The sequence below is a fragment of the [Clostridium] scindens ATCC 35704 genome, assembly GCF_004295125.1.
GTDB lineage: Bacteria > Bacillota > Clostridia > Lachnospirales > Lachnospiraceae > Clostridium_AP > Clostridium_AP scindens.
The window spans coordinates 2420947-2439140 of sequence record NZ_CP036170.1; the positions used below are offsets into that span (position 1 = coordinate 2420947).

14 protein-coding genes are annotated in these 18194 nt (G+C 52.6%); 9 read left to right on the forward strand and 5 right to left on the reverse strand.

Annotated elements, in window-relative coordinates; genetic code table 11:
* Window positions 1-17: 17 nt before the first annotated feature.
* Window positions 18-1061, forward strand: a complete 1044-nt coding sequence (locus HDCHBGLK_RS12490) for a ribonucleotide-diphosphate reductase subunit beta (RefSeq protein WP_004607735.1) — start codon at window positions 18-20, stop codon at window positions 1059-1061.
* Window positions 1062-1174: 113 nt separating this feature from the next.
* Here the strand turns inward: HDCHBGLK_RS12490 and arcC are convergent, their stop codons facing one another.
* From arcC to HDCHBGLK_RS12515, 5 genes are read right to left on the reverse strand one after another with little or no spacing between them, the layout of a single operon-like run.
* Window positions 1175-2119, reverse strand: coding sequence for a carbamate kinase (arcC, locus tag HDCHBGLK_RS12495; RefSeq protein ID WP_004607734.1), 945 nt, complete (start codon window positions 2117-2119; stop codon window positions 1175-1177).
* Window positions 2120-2137: 18 nt separating this feature from the next.
* Window positions 2138-3331, reverse strand: a complete 1194-nt coding sequence (gene ygeW / locus HDCHBGLK_RS12500; RefSeq protein ID WP_004607733.1) for a knotted carbamoyltransferase YgeW — start codon at window positions 3329-3331, stop codon at window positions 2138-2140.
* Window positions 3332-3390: 59 nt separating this feature from the next.
* Entirely contained in the window at window positions 3391-4704 is a 1314-nt protein-coding gene (locus HDCHBGLK_RS12505) for a YgeY family selenium metabolism-linked hydrolase (protein WP_004607732.1), read from the reverse strand.
* 13 nt (window positions 4705-4717) lie between these two features.
* Window positions 4718-5962: a diaminopropionate ammonia-lyase gene (gene dpaL / locus HDCHBGLK_RS12510; RefSeq protein WP_004607731.1), complete on the reverse strand. Its 1245-nt coding sequence runs from the start codon at window positions 5960-5962 to the stop codon at window positions 4718-4720.
* A 25-nt stretch (window positions 5963-5987) separates the two neighbouring features.
* Window positions 5988-6641, reverse strand: coding sequence for a helix-turn-helix transcriptional regulator (locus tag HDCHBGLK_RS12515; protein ID WP_004607730.1), 654 nt, complete (start codon window positions 6639-6641; stop codon window positions 5988-5990).
* A gap of 147 nt (window positions 6642-6788) precedes the next feature.
* Here HDCHBGLK_RS12515 and HDCHBGLK_RS18820 point away from each other — a divergent pair, with 147 nt between their 5' ends.
* From HDCHBGLK_RS18820 to xdh, 8 genes are all read left to right on the forward strand, one after another.
* On the forward strand, window positions 6789-7088 hold the full coding sequence (locus HDCHBGLK_RS18820) for a hypothetical protein (protein ID WP_039909864.1): 300 nt from the start codon (window positions 6789-6791) through the stop codon (window positions 7086-7088).
* Between the two features lie 389 nt (window positions 7089-7477).
* Window positions 7478-7645 (forward strand): hypothetical protein, encoded by a 168-nt coding sequence (locus HDCHBGLK_RS19025; protein WP_004607728.1) that lies wholly within the window; start codon window positions 7478-7480, stop codon window positions 7643-7645.
* Between the two features lie 11 nt (window positions 7646-7656).
* Complete coding sequence (ssnA, locus tag HDCHBGLK_RS12530; RefSeq protein WP_004607727.1) at window positions 7657-8988, forward strand: putative aminohydrolase SsnA; 1332 nt, start codon at window positions 7657-7659, stop codon at window positions 8986-8988.
* A gap of 12 nt (window positions 8989-9000) precedes the next feature.
* Complete coding sequence (ygfK, locus tag HDCHBGLK_RS12535) at window positions 9001-11985, forward strand: putative selenate reductase subunit YgfK (protein ID WP_004607726.1); 2985 nt, start codon at window positions 9001-9003, stop codon at window positions 11983-11985.
* Window positions 11986-12019: 34 nt separating this feature from the next.
* A complete protein-coding gene (gene hydA, locus HDCHBGLK_RS12540) occupies window positions 12020-13387 on the forward strand; it encodes a dihydropyrimidinase (RefSeq protein WP_004607725.1) in 1368 nt (455 codons plus the stop codon).
* A complete protein-coding gene (gene yqeC / locus HDCHBGLK_RS12545; RefSeq protein ID WP_004607724.1) occupies window positions 13384-14208 on the forward strand; it encodes a selenium cofactor biosynthesis protein YqeC in 825 nt (274 codons plus the stop codon). The genes hydA and yqeC overlap by 4 nt, the downstream gene beginning before the upstream one ends.
* Window positions 14205-15575 carry a selenium-dependent molybdenum cofactor biosynthesis protein YqeB gene (yqeB, locus tag HDCHBGLK_RS12550; protein WP_004607723.1) on the forward strand — a complete coding sequence of 457 codons (1371 nt, stop codon included), beginning with the start codon at window positions 14205-14207 and terminating at the stop codon, window positions 15573-15575. Before yqeC ends, yqeB begins: the two co-directional genes overlap by 4 nt.
* Before the next feature lie 11 nt (window positions 15576-15586).
* Entirely contained in the window at window positions 15587-18136 is a 2550-nt protein-coding gene (xdh, locus tag HDCHBGLK_RS12555) for a selenium-dependent xanthine dehydrogenase (RefSeq protein ID WP_004607722.1), read from the forward strand.
* The last annotated feature ends 58 nt before the right edge of the window (window positions 18137-18194 follow it).

Genomic DNA, 18194 nt, shown 5'->3' on the forward strand with positions numbered 1-18194 from the left:
AAGACGGAGGAAACGATATGTCTGAATTAATGAAAAAGCCGCTGTTTAATCCATCCGGGGATACGCAGGTGAATAAGCGCAGGATGATAGGCGGCAATACGACGAACCTGAATGATTTTAACAATATGAAGTACGACTGGGTCAGCGACTGGTACCGGCAGGCCATGAATAACTTCTGGATACCGGAAGAGATCAACATGGGCGTGGATATCAAGGATTACCGAAAACTGCCGCAGGCAGAGCGGAGAGCCTATGACAAGATCCTGTCCTTCCTGATCTTCCTGGACAGCATCCAGACGGCGAACCTGCCAAATATCGGGGAATACATTACGGCAAATGAAGTGAACCTGTGCCTGTCCATCCAGACCTTCCAGGAGGCTGTGCACAGCCAGAGCTACAGCTATATGCTGGATACCATCTGCGAGCCTCAGGAGCGGAACGATGTCCTGTACCAGTGGAAGGAGGACCAGCACCTTCTTAAGAGGAATGAGTTTATTGGCAATCTGTACAATGAATTCCAGAAGAAGAAGGATGCAGGCGTGCTGGTTAAGACGCTGGTAGCCAACTATATTCTGGAAGGAATCTATTTCTACAGCGGATTCATGTTCTTCTATAATCTGGGAAGGAATAACCGGATGCCCGGCTCTGTCCAGGAGATCCGATATATCAACCGGGATGAGAATACCCATCTGTGGCTGTTCCGCAATATCCTGCTGGAACTTAAGAAAGAAGAGCCGCAATTATTTACGGAAAGCCGGATAGAAGAATACCGGGAGATGATAAAGGAAGGGTGCCAGCAGGAAATCAGCTGGGGGCATTACGTGATCGGTGACGATATCCAGGGATTGAACCGGGATATGGTTACGGATTATATCCAGTATCTTGGAAACCTGAGGTGTACCAATCTGGGTTTTGCGCCAATCTATGAAGGGCACGTAAAAGAGCCGGACAGCATGTCCTGGGTAAGCCAGTTTTCCAATGCCAATATGATCAAGACGGATTTTTTTGAGGCGAGAAGCACGGCTTACGCAAAAAGCAGCGCTTTGGTGGATGATTTATAGAAAGGGGCCTGGAACAGTGGAGTATCAGTGGACAAAGCAAGACGGCGCATACCAGGAATCCGACGTGCCTGCAAGACAGAACTGCCGGATCAATATTATGACGGAAGAGGAATTTATAAATGAAAGGTGGTTCCGGTGGTTCCCCTGACGGCCTCCCGGGCCTTCTCAAGCAGCGTGATCAAGGCGGTTCGCCCTTCTTTGGAACTTGCAAAGTCTACGGCTGCCTGTACTTTGGGGAGCATGGAGCCCGGCGCGAAATGGCCTTCTTCCATATACTGCCTGGCTTCGTCTATAGACAGATCGCCAAGCCATTTCTCCTCTGGCTTTCCAAAGTTGATCGCCACTTTTTCAACCGCGGTCAGGATGATGAGATAATCCGCGTCCAGTTCTTTGGCAAGCAGGCAGCTGGCGAAATCTTTATCGATGACGGCGCTTGCGCCTTTGAGGTGATTGCCCTGGCGGACGACAGGAATGCCGCCTCCGCCGCAGGCAATGACCAGATCGCCGGATTCTACCATGTTCCTTATGGTGCCGATCTCTATGATTTCCACTGGCTTTGGGGAAGCAACCACGCGGCGGTAGCCCCGGGCGGAATCCTCCATCATGATATAGTCGTATTTCTCTTCCATCTCCCGGGCCTGTTCGGCGGATACGAACTTGCCGATTGGCTTGGAGGGACTCTGGAAGGCTGGGTCGTTCTCATCCACGCGTACCTGGGTGATCATGGTAGCAACGGGAATGTCTGTGATGCCTCGGTTCAGCAGTTCTTCACGAAGCGCGTTCTGCAAGTCATAGCCGATATAAGCCTGGCTCATGGCCACACAGACAGAGAGAGGAGTATTGGGCTGCTCTTTATCTTCATGCGTCAGAGCAATCATGGCATTGTTCACCATGCCGACCTGTGGTCCGTTTCCGTGGGCGACGACGACTTCGCAGCCTTCCTCTATGAGATCCACGATTGCTTTGGCGGTAATCTTAACAGCTGCCATCTGTTCCGGCAGGGTGTTCCCGAGCGCATTGCCGCCAAGCGCGATTACAATTCTTTTTTTCTTTGCCATAGGTTAAGCCTCCGCTTCTTATTTGAATACTCTTGGCTTGCCGTTTTCTTCCAGTTTTTTAAGAATTACCGCCGGATCAGCGAATTTGGCCAGGAAGATCATGGCAGCTATGATATAAGGCTTATAGCTGGCTTCCTTGTATAATAGGGTACGGTAGCGGTCGAATACGCTTGCATCCACTTCGCCGGTCTCGCAGCTTACGCCTGTGATATCCGCCGGCAGGCAGTGCAGATAGAGCGCCTTGCCGTCTTTGGTGGTGGACATCAGTTCTTCCGTACATGCCCAGTCCTTATGCTGGGCGTTCTGTGCCAGAAGTTCTTTCTCAAGAGCATCTATGCCAGCCTGGTCGCCCTGTGCATAGAGTTCGGTTCTCTGTCCCATTGCCGCGAATGGAGCCCAGCTCTTTGGATAGACGATATCGGCATCCTTGAAGGCTTCTGCCATACTGTTGGTCTTGGTATAAGAGCCGCCGGATTTCTTTGCGTTTTCCGCCGCTACAGCCTCAACTTCCGGGAATACTTCGTATCCTTCAGGGTGTGCCAGCACGACGTCCATTCCAAATCGTGTCATCAGTCCGATGACGCCCTGCGGAACAGAGAGCGGCTTTCCATAGGAAGGAGAGTAAGCCCAGGTCATGGCAAGTTTCTTGCCTTTTAAGTTTTCTACGCCGCCGAATTCGTGGATGATATGAAGCATATCTGCCATTACCTGCGTGGGATGGTCAATGTCGCACTGAAGGTTTACAAGGGTAGGCTTCTGCTCCAGGATGCCATCCTTATGGCCCTGGGTAACGGAATCCACCACTTCGTGCATGTAGGCGTTTCCTTTGCCAATGTACATATCATCCCGGATGCCGATGACATCGGCCATAAAGGAGATCATGTTGGCTGTCTCGCGGACCGTCTCGCCGTGGGCGATCTGGGACTTGCCCTCGTCCAGATCCTGTACCTTAAGGCCTAAGAGGTTGCAGGCAGAAGCGAAGGAGAAGCGGGTGCGGGTGGAGTTGTCACGGAATAAGGAGATGCCAAGGCCGCTTTCGAATACCTTCGTGGAGATATTATTCTCCCGCATGTAGCGGAGCGCGTCTGCCAGCGTAAATACGGCTTCTATCTCGTCGTCCGTCTTCTCCCAGGTGAGAAAGAAGTTTCCATTGTACATTTCCTTAAAGTTCAGTATGTTTAATTTATCAAGATAATCCTGTAATGTTTTCATAATTCATATCCTCCTGATATTGTGATACTAAGATACAAAGGGCTGCCTGGGGCAAGAGCCTACTTGCAGTACATGGCTGGCAGGGCCGCATAGACGGCGGCGCACCTTACCAGATCGTCTTTCCAGGTCTTTTCGTTAGGAGCGTGAGCCTGGGCCTCCGCGCCCGGGCCAAAGCCTATGCAGGGGATGCCGTTTCTTCCCATGATGGATACGCCGTTGGTGGAGAAGGTCCATTTATCAGTCAGGGGCCTGTTGATCCGGGATGGGGCCGTCTCTTCATTCCCCAGGCGCTTGTCGCCGTAGAGTCCTTTATAGGCCGCTTCCAGAGCCTTGGTCACTTTATGGTCTTGTGGGATGACCCAGGTCGGGAAATAGCATTCGATGGGATAGACGCATCCGGTGTAGGATGGACGGTCATAATTGTACATGGATACTTCTACATCGTCTCCATACTTCTGTACGCTTGGCAGCGCGCGGATCTCATCCAGGCAGCTTTCCCAAGTCTCGCCTGCGGTCATGCGGCGGTCCAGAGAGACTGCGCAGGAGTCTGCAACGGCGCAGCGGCTGGGAGAGGTGTAGAAGATCTGGGAAACCGTGACGGTCCCTTGGCCGAGGAAGCGGGCTTCTTTCCACTCTGGATTATATTTCTCATCCAGCATCTTTACCAATCCTTTGATGCTGGTTTTTTCATCTGCGTCATTCTCATTTAACGCGCGGATTTCCAGCAGGATATCTGCCATCTTGTAGATCGCGTTGTCTCCGCGCTCCGGAGCGGAGCCGTGGCAGGATACGCCTTTTACATCTACGCGGATCTCCATGCGTCCCCGCTGCCCGCGGTAGATGCCGCCGTCGGTAGGCTCGGTGGATACGACGAATTCAGGCTTTACGCCGTCCTCGTTGATGATGTACTGCCAGCATAGGCCGTCACAGTCTTCTTCCTGGACGGTTCCGGTGACTACGACCCGGTATGTATCATCCAGAAGTCCCAGATCCTTCATGATCTTTGCTCCATATACAGCAGATACGATGCCGCCGCACTGATCAGAAGTTCCACGCCCGCCAATCTCTGTCTCGGACTCAAAACCTTCATAAGGGTCGAACTCCCAGTTGTCGATGTTGCCAATGCCTACAGTGTCGATGTGGGCGTCGTAGCCGATCAGCGTCTTGCCGGTTCCCATGTAGCCCAGCACATTGCCCTGGGGATCGATCTCTACCTTGTCAAAGTCTAATTTGCGCATCTCTTCTGCGATCCGGTCGATGTGGGCTTTCTCCCCGCAGCTTTCTCCCGGGTATTTGACAATATCCCTTAAGAATCTGGTCATGTCTGCTTCATATTTCTGTGCCGCTTCTTTTATCCGATTAAAATCTAACATTTTTTCTTACCTCCTATATGCCTTCAAATGGTTCTTTATCGGTTCCGCATAAGCCTTCCCAGACGATTTCCCGGTAACGGTCCGGATCGGTATCGCCTTCTGAGGATACCAGCAGGACTTCGGAACTGTCATCCAGCTTCAGTGCTTCCCTTAACTCTCTGTACTCAGGCTTGGTCATAAGGGCTGCAACCAGTCCCATGGTGACGGAGCCGGATTCGCCGGAGAAGACTCTGTCATCGCCGCGAAGAGGCGCCCCATAGATACGTGTTCCGTTGGCGCTTACCCAGTCCGGGCAGGATACGAATGCGTCTGCATGATTTCTCAGGATATCCCAGGATACGGTGTTGGCTTCCCCGCATGCGAGGCCGGCCATGATAGTCAGCATATCCCCGGTGACATCGATCCTGCTTCCGTCGCCCTTGACGGCAGAGCGGTAGAGGCAGTCGGCAGCCATGGCCTCCACGACGACCATGATGGGCGGATTCTCCTTAAAGCGGTTGGCAAAATATCCGATGACCGCACCTGCAAGGGACCCGACGCCAGCCTGGATAAAGATATGGGTTGGACGGCATCCATCCTTGGCAAGCTGCTGATCAGCTTCCAGGGCAAGGGTTCCGTAGCCCTGCATGATCCAGGTAGGGATCTCTTCATAGCCTTCCCATGCAGTATCCTGCACCATAATGCCATGTTCCGTATTCTCGGCTTCCTTGGCGGCCATCCGCACGCAGTCGTCATAGTTGAGATCCTCGATGGTTACGGTGGCATTTTCCTTTGCGATATTTTCAAGACGGGTCTGGGTAGAGCCTTTCGGCATTCTTACCACGCATTTCTGGCCCAGCTTGTTGGCAGCCCAGGCAATGCCTCTTCCGTGATTGCCGTCGGTCGCGGTAAAGAAGGTGGCCTGGCCGAATTCTTCTCTCAGTTCTTTGGAAGTAAGCACATGATAAGGAACCTCGCTTACATCCTTTCCCAGCTGCTGCGCGATGTATCTTGCGATGGCGTAGGAACCCCCCAATACTTTGAAGGCATTCAGGCCAAAACGGTAAGACTCGTCTTTGACGTACAGCCGTTTCAGGCCCAAGTACTCCGCCAGATTGGAAAGCCTGGTCAGCGGGGTCACGCTATACTGGGGAAAACTTTGATGAAAGGCGTGCGCCTTCGCCATCTCTTCCCCCGACATATTGCGCGCTTGCAGGTCATCCGTCTTCGGCATGGTATTGAGTGTCCATTTTAATTGATTATCTGATGCTTTGCTCATGATCGATCTCCTCTAAATCATATATTTATTTGTTGATATCTACATAACTATAGAGTGTGTACTTGGAGATGCCAAAGTACTTGGCAACTTTATCTCCGGACTTTGTAATAAGAAAGGCGCCTGCATCATTGAGGAAATTAATCGCCTTTATCTTATCTTCCTTGCTCATCAGAGGTACAGGCACTCCAACCAGCGCTACGGACTGCTCGATTAATTCATCCAGAAGTTCATTTACGTCGTGGGTAATCCGCTTTGGAGAGTTGAAATCCTCGCTGCCGGATTCCTCTGGGATCTTGCAGGCGGTGAGAGAGTGGATGCTCCCTTCCAGAGCCAGAAGATTGGTGATGTCGTAATTAATGGACAGTATATAGCGCGGTTTTCCGCTGTCGTCGTTAATATAGATGGTACTGGACTTTAAGATGCGTCCGTTGTCCGTCTTGGTCAAGTAGGACAGTTTGTCGGCGAGCGGTCCGTCCTGATGGCGGATCGCATTGAGCACTGCGCCGGACGGCCCGTCGCCTACCTTCCTTCCTGTAATATGGCCATTTTCAATATGGACAATGGAACTTTCCGCTACATTGCGTGCCAGATCGTGAACCACGACTTCGCAGTTATCGCCGAACTGGGCTGCAAGTCCTGTAGCAATCTGTTTTAACATGTCTAACCTGGACCCTGCCATGATCGTACCTCCTTCGTAAGGTTTTTCGTCTCCCTAAGTTCATCATAGCAGATAATTTTAGAAAATCAATAGAAAATCTAAAAAAATTTTTAGGAAACAAAAATATTTTTGTAAAACCCGTTGCAAATTATATATAATGATGATAATATGGTAGAAACAGAAGCGTTCTTTGTAAAAAGTGTACGAAAAACAGCAAAGGAAAAGAAGAGAAATATTAAGCAGAATGCCGGGCTGCATGGTCTTTCCTGCCTGATGCGGACAGAGAAATCGACAGATATCCCAATGCCAAATCCGCAGGGAAGAACCGGCCTTTATACAAAAGGCAGAAACTACAATTTTATAATGCAGACTGTGAAGATGCCGGTGGGCGCCATGGGAAAGGCCGGTATCCGGGCAGCCTGCAGCAAGGCTCTCCCTGGATATTTGAGGGAGATAACCGGGAGGTAGAAATGTAACCCCGGCAATTATAATAGGAGGAATCGCGCAAAGAAAAGGCGAGATCAGCCAGGCGAATATTACGGTTCTGGTGCAGTCAGCGCTTCTGATAGCAGGCATATCCACCCTGATCCAGTTGATTTCCTTCAAGTATACGATGGGCTCCGGGCTGTCGGTCATTATCGGCGTCAGTTTTGCCTATCTTTGTGCCTGTAGGGAATTGCGGAGCAGTTTGACCTGGCAACCCTGTTTGGAGCCCAGCTGGCAGGCTCCCTGGCTGCCATACTGGTGGGGATATTTATTAAGAGGCTCGGATTCCTGTTTCCGCCTTCCAACGGCGACATTCATTCAGAATGTAGGGATTGTGGCGACAACCAAGGTTGTGGCAAAAAGGGTATTCTATGATTCCGGCCTGCGTGCTTGGCGGGGCCGACGATCAGCGTATTCTCATCCATAGCCATGACGGAAATGAAACTGATCGCGGGAAATCAGCGGTGGTATTATCCACCATCGTAACGGTGGTGCTAAACCAGGTACTTCCAAAAGAACAAGAAGAAGCAGCAGAATAGGAGGCGGACATATGTTAATAATAGGAAATGGAAAGACAATTACAAGGGATGCTAATCTCCCTTTTATAGAGGACGGGGCGGTGGCCATCGAGGGAACCCGGATCAAAGAAGTAGGAGCCACCAAAGATATGAAAGAGAAATATAAGGATGCAGAATACATAGATGCCAGAAGCGGAGTCATTATGCCGGCGTTCATCAATACCCATGAGCATATCTACAGCGCCATGGCCAGAGGATTAAGTATTAAGGGCTATCATCCGAAAGGATTTCTGGACATCCTGGATGGCCAGTGGTGGACCATTGACAGGAAGCTTACGCCAGAACAGATTCGATACAGCGCGGCTGACACCATGATCTCCTGTATCCGTAACGGCGTGACGACGATTTTCGACCACCATGCAAGTTTCGGGCATATCAAAGACAGCCTGTTTACCATTGCGGAGGTGGCGAAGGAACTGGGCGTACGCTCCTGCCTGTGCTATGAAGTATCAGACAGGGACGGCATGGAGAAGGCCAGAGAGGCGGTCATGGAAAATGCGGCGTTTATCAAGTACGCGCTTCAGGATGACTCAGATATGCTGGCAGGAATGATGGGAATGCATGCGCAGTTTACCATCTCGGACGCGACTATGGAACTGGCAGCTGCCAATAAGCCAAAAGAGACAGGATATCATATCCATGTGGCCGAAGGAATCGAAGACCTTCATGACTGCCTGAAGAAGTATGGCAAGCGGATCGTGGACCGGCTGATGGATTGGGATATACTGGGAGAGAAGACGCTGCTTGGCCACTGTATCTATATTAATTCTCACGAAATGGATCTGATCAAAGATACGGGCACGATGGTGGTCCATAATCCAGAATCCAATATGGGCAATGCCTGTGGCTGTCCCCCGACTATGGAGCTGGTGCGCCGCGGGATACTGACCGGGCTTGGAACCGACGGATATACCCACGATATGACGGAATCCTACAAGGCAGCCAACGTGCTGCATAAGCATCACCTGTGCGATCCCAATGCGGCGTGGGGCGAAGTGCCCAGGATGCTTTTTGAGAACAACGCCGTTATTGCTGGCCGCTATTTTAAAGCGCCTCTTGGCGTGCTGAAAGAAGGGGCCGCGGCAGATGTGATCGTCGTAGACTATAATCCGCCTACCCACCTGGATGAGAACAATATCAATGGCCATATTTTATTTGGAATGACCGGCAGAGATGTGGCGACCACCGTCGGAAACGGCAAGGTCCTTATGAAGGACCGGGAAGTGAAAGTGATCGATGTAGAAGAAACCATGGCAAGATGCAGGGAAGAGTCTGCGAAACTGTGGAAGAGCATCAATGGTTAGGAGGAAGGGTATATGAGCGATATTATGACATGCATGTCTTTTGAGCGGTTGTTAGATTGGATCAGGACAGAGCATGATACAAAAGGAACCGTATTTGGCGTACACAGACCTTATGTGGCGGCAGAAGGCAGGAATCTGTCCATCTTCGGAAGGAATCTGGAGACGCCTATCGGCCCGGCTGCCGGACCCAACAGTCAGCTGGCCCAGAATATTGCGGCGGCCTATTATGCGGGCAGCCGGTTCTTTGAACTGAAGACGGTGCAGATTATGGACGGCGCGGAACTGGCGTCCTGCGTGAATAAGCCATGCATCAAAGCGGATGACGAGTGCTATAACTGCGAGTGGTCCACCGAATTGTATGTGCCTCAGGCACAGGAAGAATATATCAAGGCGTGGTTCCTCCTGGCATTCATGGCCAGGGAGTATGGACTTGGCAGCATGGGTGGCTACCAGTTTAACATCAGCGTAGGCTATGATCTGGCAGGAATCAAGTCGAAGAAGATCGACACCTTTATCGAAAGCATGAAGGATGCATCTGCTACCGAGACGTTCAGGGAATGCAGGCAGTATCTGCTGGACCATGTGTCGGAGTTTCAAAATGTGGCGAAGGAAGATATTGAAGGGATATCAGCCTGCATCTGTAACTCAGCCACCATCTCCACGCTGCATGGATGTCCGCCCCAGGAAATTGAAAGCATTGCCAACTATCTGCTGAAAGAAAAGAAGATGCATACATTCATCAAGTGCAATCCCACGCTGCTTGGCTATGAGTTTGCCAGGGAAACGCTTAATAAGATGGGATATGACTATGTGGCGTTCGGGCACTTCCATTTTGAAGACGATCTTCAGTATGAGGATGCCATCCCAATGCTTGGAAGGCTGATGGAACTGGCGGAGAGCCTGGAACTGGAATTCGGGGTCAAGATTACGAATACCTTCCCGGTGGATGTTAAGGCCGGGGAACTGCCAAGCGAAGAGATGTATATGTCAGGAAAGTCTCTGTATCCCTTATCCATCTCACTGGCCGCAAAATTATCCGAAGCATTTGAAGGGCGCCTTCGCATCGCCTATTCCGGAGGCGCGGACGCATTTAACATAGATAAGATCGTGGGGACCGGCGTGTGGCCGGTAACGGTAGCCACTACCATCTTAAAGCCCGGCGGATACCAGAGGCTTAAGCAGCTGGCAGAGATGCTGGACGATATGGGGGTTTTGCCCTTTAAAGGAATCGATGTAGAAGCACTGAAGCGGGTAGCGGAAGATGCCATTACAGACAGGCATTATGTAAAGCCGGCAAAACTGCCGATATCCAGGAAGTCGAAGGAAAAGGTTCCGCTTCTTGACTGCTATACGGCGCCTTGCGAGAATGCCTGTCCGATCCACCAGGAGGTCAGCGCCTATATGCAGCTGGCAGGGGGAGAGAAGTATGAAGAGGCACTGCAGGTTATCCTGAACCGGAACGCGCTGCCATTTATTACAGGAACCATCTGCGCCCACGGCTGCCAGAGCCACTGCACGCGCAACTTCTATGAGTCGCCGGTGCAGATCCGCGATACCAAGCTGCAGTGCGCAAAGGCCGCATATGAGTCTGTTCTTTCATCTCTGAAGAAGCGGGATTGCTGCCATAAGAAGGTGGCCATCGTTGGCGGCGGGCCATCCGGCATGGCTGCAGCCTTCTATCTGGCAAGGATGGGGGCTGACGTCGCCATCTATGAGAAACGGCAGAAGCTGGGCGGAATCGTGAGCGCAGTGATTCCGGACTTTCGGATTGATGACAGCGTGATTGAAAAGGATGCCGCTCTGCTTGAGAAACTGGGGGTTAAGGTTTTCTATGGCAGGGAAGTCACTTCCGTCGCGGAACTTCAGGAAGAATATGATGCGGTTATTCTTGCCGTAGGCGCGTATAAGCGGGGACAGCTCAAGCTGGATGGCAAGGAAGTAAGAAATGCGCTGGAGTTTCTGGAAGAATTCAATCGGGCGAAGGGAAAGGTCAATCTTGGCAAGCGTGTGGTGGTGATCGGAGGCGGCAATACGGCCATGGATACGGCCAGGGCAGCCAAGCGGTGCGCGGGCGTAGAGTACGTATACCTGGTATACCGGCGGACGAAGCGATACATGCCGGCAGACGAGCATGAACTTCTGTTGGCGATTAAGGACGGGGTGGAGTTTAAAGAACTGCTGGCTCCGGACCGGATGGAAGAAGGCCGCCTGATCTGCAAGGTGACGAGGCTTGGCGAGCCGGATGGCTCCGGACGCGCCAGTGTCATCGTGACGGATCAGACAGAGGAAATTCCTGCGGATACGGTGATCGCGGCAGTCGGCGAACAGGTTCCTATTGACTTCTATGAGGCCAACGGCATCCATGTGGACGGCAAGGGCCGCGCCTTGGTAAGCGATTCCCTGGAGACAAATCGGAAGGGCGTTTATGTGATCGGAGACGGATTATTCGGACCATCCTTGGTGGTAAAGGGCATGGCCAATGCAATAAAGGTAGCGGAGTCTATTCTGGGCATGGAAATATCCGGCAGTATGGCGAAGGCAGCCAGGGAAGAAGAGATCTACGCAAAGAAGGGAATTCTCGCGGAACCGGGACAGAAGGAGGCGGACAGATGCCTAAGCTGCTCTACCGTATGCGAAAACTGCGTGGATGTCTGTCCAAACCGGGCAAATATATCCATTCACGTGCCGGGTATGGACAAAAGGCAGGTCATCCATGTAGACTATATGTGTAATGAGTGTGGTAACTGCAAGAGTTTCTGTCCATATAAAAGCGCGCCTTATCTGGATAAGTTTACCCTGTTCGCCAGCGAGGAAGATATGGCAGACAGCAGGAATGAGGGATTTACAGTGCTGGATAGGGGAAAGGCCTCCTGCAAGGTGCGGTATCTGGGTGAAGAGTTCGCATGGGAAAAGGGAAAAGATGCGAAACTTCCGCTGGGCCTTATGAGACTGATAGAGACCGTGTGCAGAGACTATACATATTTACTTTATAAATAATAACTAAGATTTGTATAGAAAGAAGGCAGATGCTATGAAACGATTATTCCGCGGCGGCACCGTGGTAAGCGGTGACGGACTTAAAAAAATGGATGTCCTGGTGAAGGGTGAGAAGATTCTTGCCATGGGCGAGGATCTGAAATTTAAAGACGCAGAGATAGTAGACGTGACGGGGAAACTACTGTTTCCCGGGTTCATTGACCCGCATACCCACATGGATCTGGAGGTGTCGGGAACCGTGACTGCTGACGGGTTTGATACAGGAACCAAGGCAGAAATCGCAGGAGGCACCACCTGCATCATCGACTTTGCCACCCAGAATAAGGGGGAGAGCCTTTCCTTTGCCCTTCAGCATTGGCATGAAAAGGCCTCCTGCAAGGCCAGCTGTGATTATGCGTTCCATCTCGCCCTGTCCGACTGGAAGGATGAGATCTGCGAGGAACTGGAAGCGGTGGCAGCAGGCGGAATACATTCGTTCAAACTATATATGACATACGATGCCATGATGGTAGATGATAAAAGCATGTATGAGGTTCTCTTAAGGCTTAAGGAACTGGGCGGGATCGCAGGCGTGCACTGCGAGAACCATGGCATCATCGGGGCAAGGCTTGATGAGACGCTAAGGAACAAAGGCTCCAGGAAAAATGTGGCGGATTATCCGGACACCAGGCCGGCTCTGGCTGAGGCCGAGGCAATCGGCCGTCTGCTTAAGATTGCCAGATGCGTGGATACTCCGGTCATCATCGTGCATCTAAGTTCCAAGGAAGGATACGAAGAGATCCGAAGAGCAAGGGATGCAGGGCAGACGGTGTATGTGGAGACCTGTCCGCAGTACCTTCTGCTGGATAGAAGCAGATATGAGCTGGAAGGACAGGAAGCCAGGAAATATATGATCGCGCCTCCTTTAAGGAATCAGGAAGACCAGGAAGTACTGTGGAATGCCCTGAAGGAGGGAACGATACAGACGATTGGAACAGATCACTGCAGTTTTACCGCCCAGCAGAAGGAGATGGGGGCAGAAGACTTCTCCAAAACGCCCTGCGGCATGCCAGGAGCACAAGAGCGGCCGGCGCTCATCTATCATTTCGGCGTGAATGAAGGAAGGATTACTTTGGAGCAGATGTGCAGCTATCTGGCAGAGAATCCGGCGAAACTGTACCACCTTTATCCAAGGAAAGGGGCAATCCTGCCTGGAAGCGACGCGGATATCGTGGTGTGGAATCCAGAGACTGCGTGGACCCTTGCCGCCGAAAACCAGCAGTCGGCATCCGGGTTCTGCCCGATGGAAGGAACGCAAGTCAAAGGAAGGGCAGAGCAGGTCTATCTGCGAGGAACCCTGGTGGCGGAAAATGGCGAGATTAAAGAAGCATATCAAGGAACGCATGTAAAGGCAGAAGCATGAGGATAGAAAGTTATATAGAGGACGGCTGGAAAAAGCAAGGCAGCCTGTATGAAGCACTAGGATTAAATAGGAAAGAGCCCGGGATTCTCTCGGTCGTGGGAGCAGGAGGAAAGACGACGGTAATTGCCAGGCTTATGAAAGAGCATGAAAAGAGAGGCATTCCCGTCGTGGTGTCCACCACTACCCACATCCAGCAGATCAAAGCATCTTATTTTCTGGATAAGCCGTCCGGGCAACGCATGAGACAGATCCTGAAGGATAAGGGAAAGGTCTGGATGGGGTATCCCTGCGGGAATGGGAAGATCAAAGCATTTACGGAACAGGAACAGAAGAAACTGCTTGACGAGGCAATTGCGATGGGAGCCTGCGTGCTAATTGAGGCAGATGGGGCGAAAGGGCGTCCCTGCAAGGCGCCGGCGGACTACGAGCCGGTACTTCACCCCGATACGGTCCTGGTGCTGTCGGTCTATGGGCTGCAGGCAATCGGCGCAGCCATCGAAGATTCCTGCCTGAGAGTTGATAAGGTGGAGGAAATATTGGGAAAGAGTGGTCAGGATATCCTGACCACTCATGATATAGCGATATTAGCCGCAAGCAGAAAAGGCGGAAGAAAAGGCGTTGCCTCTTCTATGGATTATCAGGTGATTCTGAATCAGGCAGACGATGAAAGGTTAAAAGAGGCAGCGGCTGGAATCGGAGAGGAACTTTTCCGGCAAGGCATTCGAAGGGTACACAGGACGACGGGGCTGTCAGAAGAGACCGGACAGTTACGGGTATCCGGGCAGACAAGATTAGGTGGACAGGAGGGGACGGAAGAATGAAGATCTTGATAAAGGGCGCGGGGGATCTGGCCACAGGAATTGCGGCGAGGCTGCATGCGTGCGGTTATAAGATAGTGATGACAGAGATAGCGGTTCCTCTTACTGTGCGAAGATCTGTTGCATTTTCCAGGGCGGTCTATGAAGAAGAGGCCCAGGTGGAAGATGCGTGGGCAGTCCTGGTGCAGGATATGGAAGGAGCCGGGGCCGTGCTGGAAGAAGGAAGGATAGCGGTGATCGTGGATGAGACTGCCGGCATTCGGGAATCGTATCGGCCGGAAGTGGTGATCGATGCGGTGATGGCAAAGCGAAACATAGGAACCTGCATCACGGATGCGCCTTTGGTCATCGGAATCGGCCCGGGATTTACCGCAGGAGAGGACTGCCACTTTGTCATTGAGACGAAGCGGGGGCACGATCTTGGACGGGTGATCGCGAAAGGTTGCGCTATCCCCGATACGGGCGTGCCAGGAGAGATCGGAGGATATGCGTCCGAACGGCTGATAAGGGCCCAGGCGGACGGAATCATGGAGCCTTGCGCCATGATCGGCGATGTGGTGGAAAAAGGACAGAAGGTGGCAGAGACAGGCCGCGCCGCGGTATATGCCGAGATGACGGGAATTGTCCGGGGAATGCTGCAGCCGGGCGTGAAAGTGACAAAGGGATTAAAGATCGGCGATATTGACGCGCGCCAGTGCCGGGAGTATTGCGAGACCATATCGGATAAGGCGAGGAGCATCGGCGGAGGCGTGCTGGAGGCAGTGACGAGGTACGAGCGGCAGAAATATGAATGGGGCAGCAGGTATGCCATCATCCTTCTGGCTGCCGGAAGCAGTGTCAGGTATGGCGCCAACAAGTTGCTTGAGGAGACGGGAGGCATGCCCATGTATCAGCATATGCTGAAGGCCTTAAGCACGTTTCCGGCCCTCCATAGGATTGTGGTGAGCCGCTATCCTGAGATTCTTGAGGATGCCGAAAGGCTGGGCATGCAGGCGGTTGTGAATCGGCAGCCCGCACTTGGCATTTCCCATTCCCTGATCCTGGGGCTTCAGGAAGCCATAGCGGAAAATACGGATCTGAAAGGCGTCCTGTTTGCCGTGTGCGACCAGCCGGGACTTAAGGCCGATACCATCAGCCGTCTGCTGCGAAAGGCACAGGAGAATCCAGGGAAGATCGTGTGCGCGGGAAGGAAGGGAAGGCCCGGGAATCCTGTAGTCTGGGATCAGAGATACTTTAAGGAATTGCTTGGCCTTGCCGGAGATACCGGAGGGCGCCAGGTAATGAAAAATTATCCCGGAGACATCCTGGTATTGGAGACGGCGGAGGGAGAACTGTGGGATATAGACAGGAAAGAAGATATGACCCAGTAGGGAGGGGTTCTATGTATCGGTTACATATAAATGGACAAATCTATGAGACGGAGACGGATAAGAAGCTTATCCGGTACTTAAGGGATGACCTTCGCCTGACATCGGTAAAAGACGGATGCAGCGAGGGCGCATGCGGCACATGCACGTTGATTGTGGACGGGAAGGCCACAAGGGCATGTATTCCGATGGTGTCAAAGATGGAAGGGAAGAAGATTCTTACGGTGGAAGGATTAAGCCAGCGGGAAAAGGACGTATATGGCTATGCATTTGCCAAGGCAGGGGCCGTACAGTGCGGGTTCTGCATCCCGGGCATGGTCATGTGCGCCAAGGCTCTGCTGGATGCGAACCCGACTCCTGACAGGCTGGAAGTCATAGCGGCAATCCGTAATAATGTCTGTCGGTGCACCGGCTATAAGAAGATCATTGAGGCGATTCTTTTAAGCGCCCGGATCTTAAGAGAAGGTCTGCCGGTGAAAGAAGAGCAGGGAAAGGTTCCTGTGGGAATGGCCATGCAGAGGATCGACGCGCGAGAAAAGGTGCTGGGGACGGGGGAATACCCGGATGACGTCTATCTGGATGGCATGATCTACGCAAGCGCGGTCAGATCCAAGTATCCCAGGGCCCGGGTGCTGGCGATTCATACAGAGAAGGCCAGAGAACTGCAAGGGGTCGTAGGCGTATTTACCGCCAATGACATTCCCGGCGATATCAAGGTGGGCCATCTGAAGCAGGATTGGGATGCCCTGATCCCGGTAGGAGGAATGACTCATTATCTGGGGGATGCCATCTGCCTGGTGGCAGCGGAAAGCATGGAAGTGCTGAAAGAGGCGAAGAGCCTGGTGGAAGTGGACTATGAAGTGCAGGATGGGGTATTCGACCCATTCGAGGCCCTTAAAGAAGGCGCTCCAAAGGTTCATGAAAGCGGAAATATATTGGCCCATGAACATCTGATAAGGGGAGACGCAGGCCAGGCAATCGCCGGGGCAAAGTATAAGGTGACCAATCATTATGAGACCCCCTGGACAGAACACGCCTTCCTGGAGCCGGAGACAGCGGTGGCAATGCCTTTTGACGACGGGGTATTCATCTACTCTACAGACCAGGGAACCTATGACACGCAGCATGAGTGCTCCTTGATGCTGGGCCTTCCCAAGGAAAAGATCATTGTGGAAAATAAACTGGTGGGAGGCGGATTCGGCGGCAAGGAAGACGTGACCGTGCAGCACCATGCGGCGCTGGTCGCCTATCTGACCAAGCGGATCGTGAAGGTGAAGCTGACCAGGAAAGAGAGCATCCTGATTCATCCGAAGCGTCATCCTATGTGGATCGATGTGACTACCGCCTGTGACGAAGAGGGATACCTGGTGGGGATGAAAGCAAAAGTAGTGTCAGATACTGGCGCTTACGCATCCCTTGGCGGGCCGGTGCTCCAGCGGGCCTGTACCCATGCGGCCGGACCATATAACTTCCAGAACATAGACATCGACGGCACGGCAGTCTATACCAATAACCCTCCGGCAGGGGCATTTCGTGGATTCGGCGTGACCCAGACCTGCTTTGCGTCGGAGATGAATCTGAACCAGCTGGCGGAATTGGTGGGCATCTCGCCATGGGAGATCCGCTACCGCAATGCGATCCGTCCGGGACAGGTGCTGCCAAATGGCCAGATTGCGGATGCTTCCACAGCGGTGGCGGAGACTCTGGAAGCGGTAAAAGACATCTATGACAGCGAGCCTTATGCCGGAATCGCCTGTGCGATGAAGAATGCGGGCGTGGGCGTAGGACTGCCGGACTGGGGACGATGCCGCCTGCTGGTCAAGGGAGGGAAGGTTCAGATTCATACCGGCGCTTCCTGCATCGGGCAGGGACTAGGCAGCGTGTTGGTGCAGGTGCTATCGGAAACCACAGGCCTTACGCTTGACGAGATCGAATATTGCAGGCCGAATACTTCCATGGCTCCGGATTCCGGCACCACATCCGGCTCCAGGCAGACACTGGTAACTGGAGAGGCAGCCAGGCGGGCGGCCTTGAAACTGTGCGAGGACCTAAAAGAGCATAGCCTGAGTGGGCTGGAAGGAAAGGAATATTATGGAGAGTATCTGGCAAAGACGGATAAGATGGGGGCGGACGTGCCAAACCCGGTATCCCATGTGGCTTACGGATATGCCACCCAGCTATGCGCGCTGAATGAGGACGGAACCGTGAAGAAGATGGCGGCGGCCCATGCCCTTGGCAAGGCGGTCAATCCGCTGAGCGTGGAAGGCCAGATTGAAGGCGGCGTGGTCATGGGCATGGGATTCGCCCTGACGGAGAAGTTCCCTCTGGAAGAGGGAATGCCGAAGGCCAAATTCGGAACCCTGGGGCTGTTCAAAGCGGATAAGGTCCCAGAGTTACAGTCTATTATTGTAGAGAAGCCGGGCATCGAGGAGGCATACGGGGCAATCGGAATCGGAGAGATCACCTCCATTCCGACGGCGCCGGCCATAGCCGGGGCATATTACAGATGGAACGGCAAGTTCCAGACGCAATTGCCTTTGGAAGGAACGCCCTATAAGAAATGATAGAGGCAAGGAACGCGGCTCTTGAAAAAGCGCGTTATTATCAGGAACTGCCAGATTG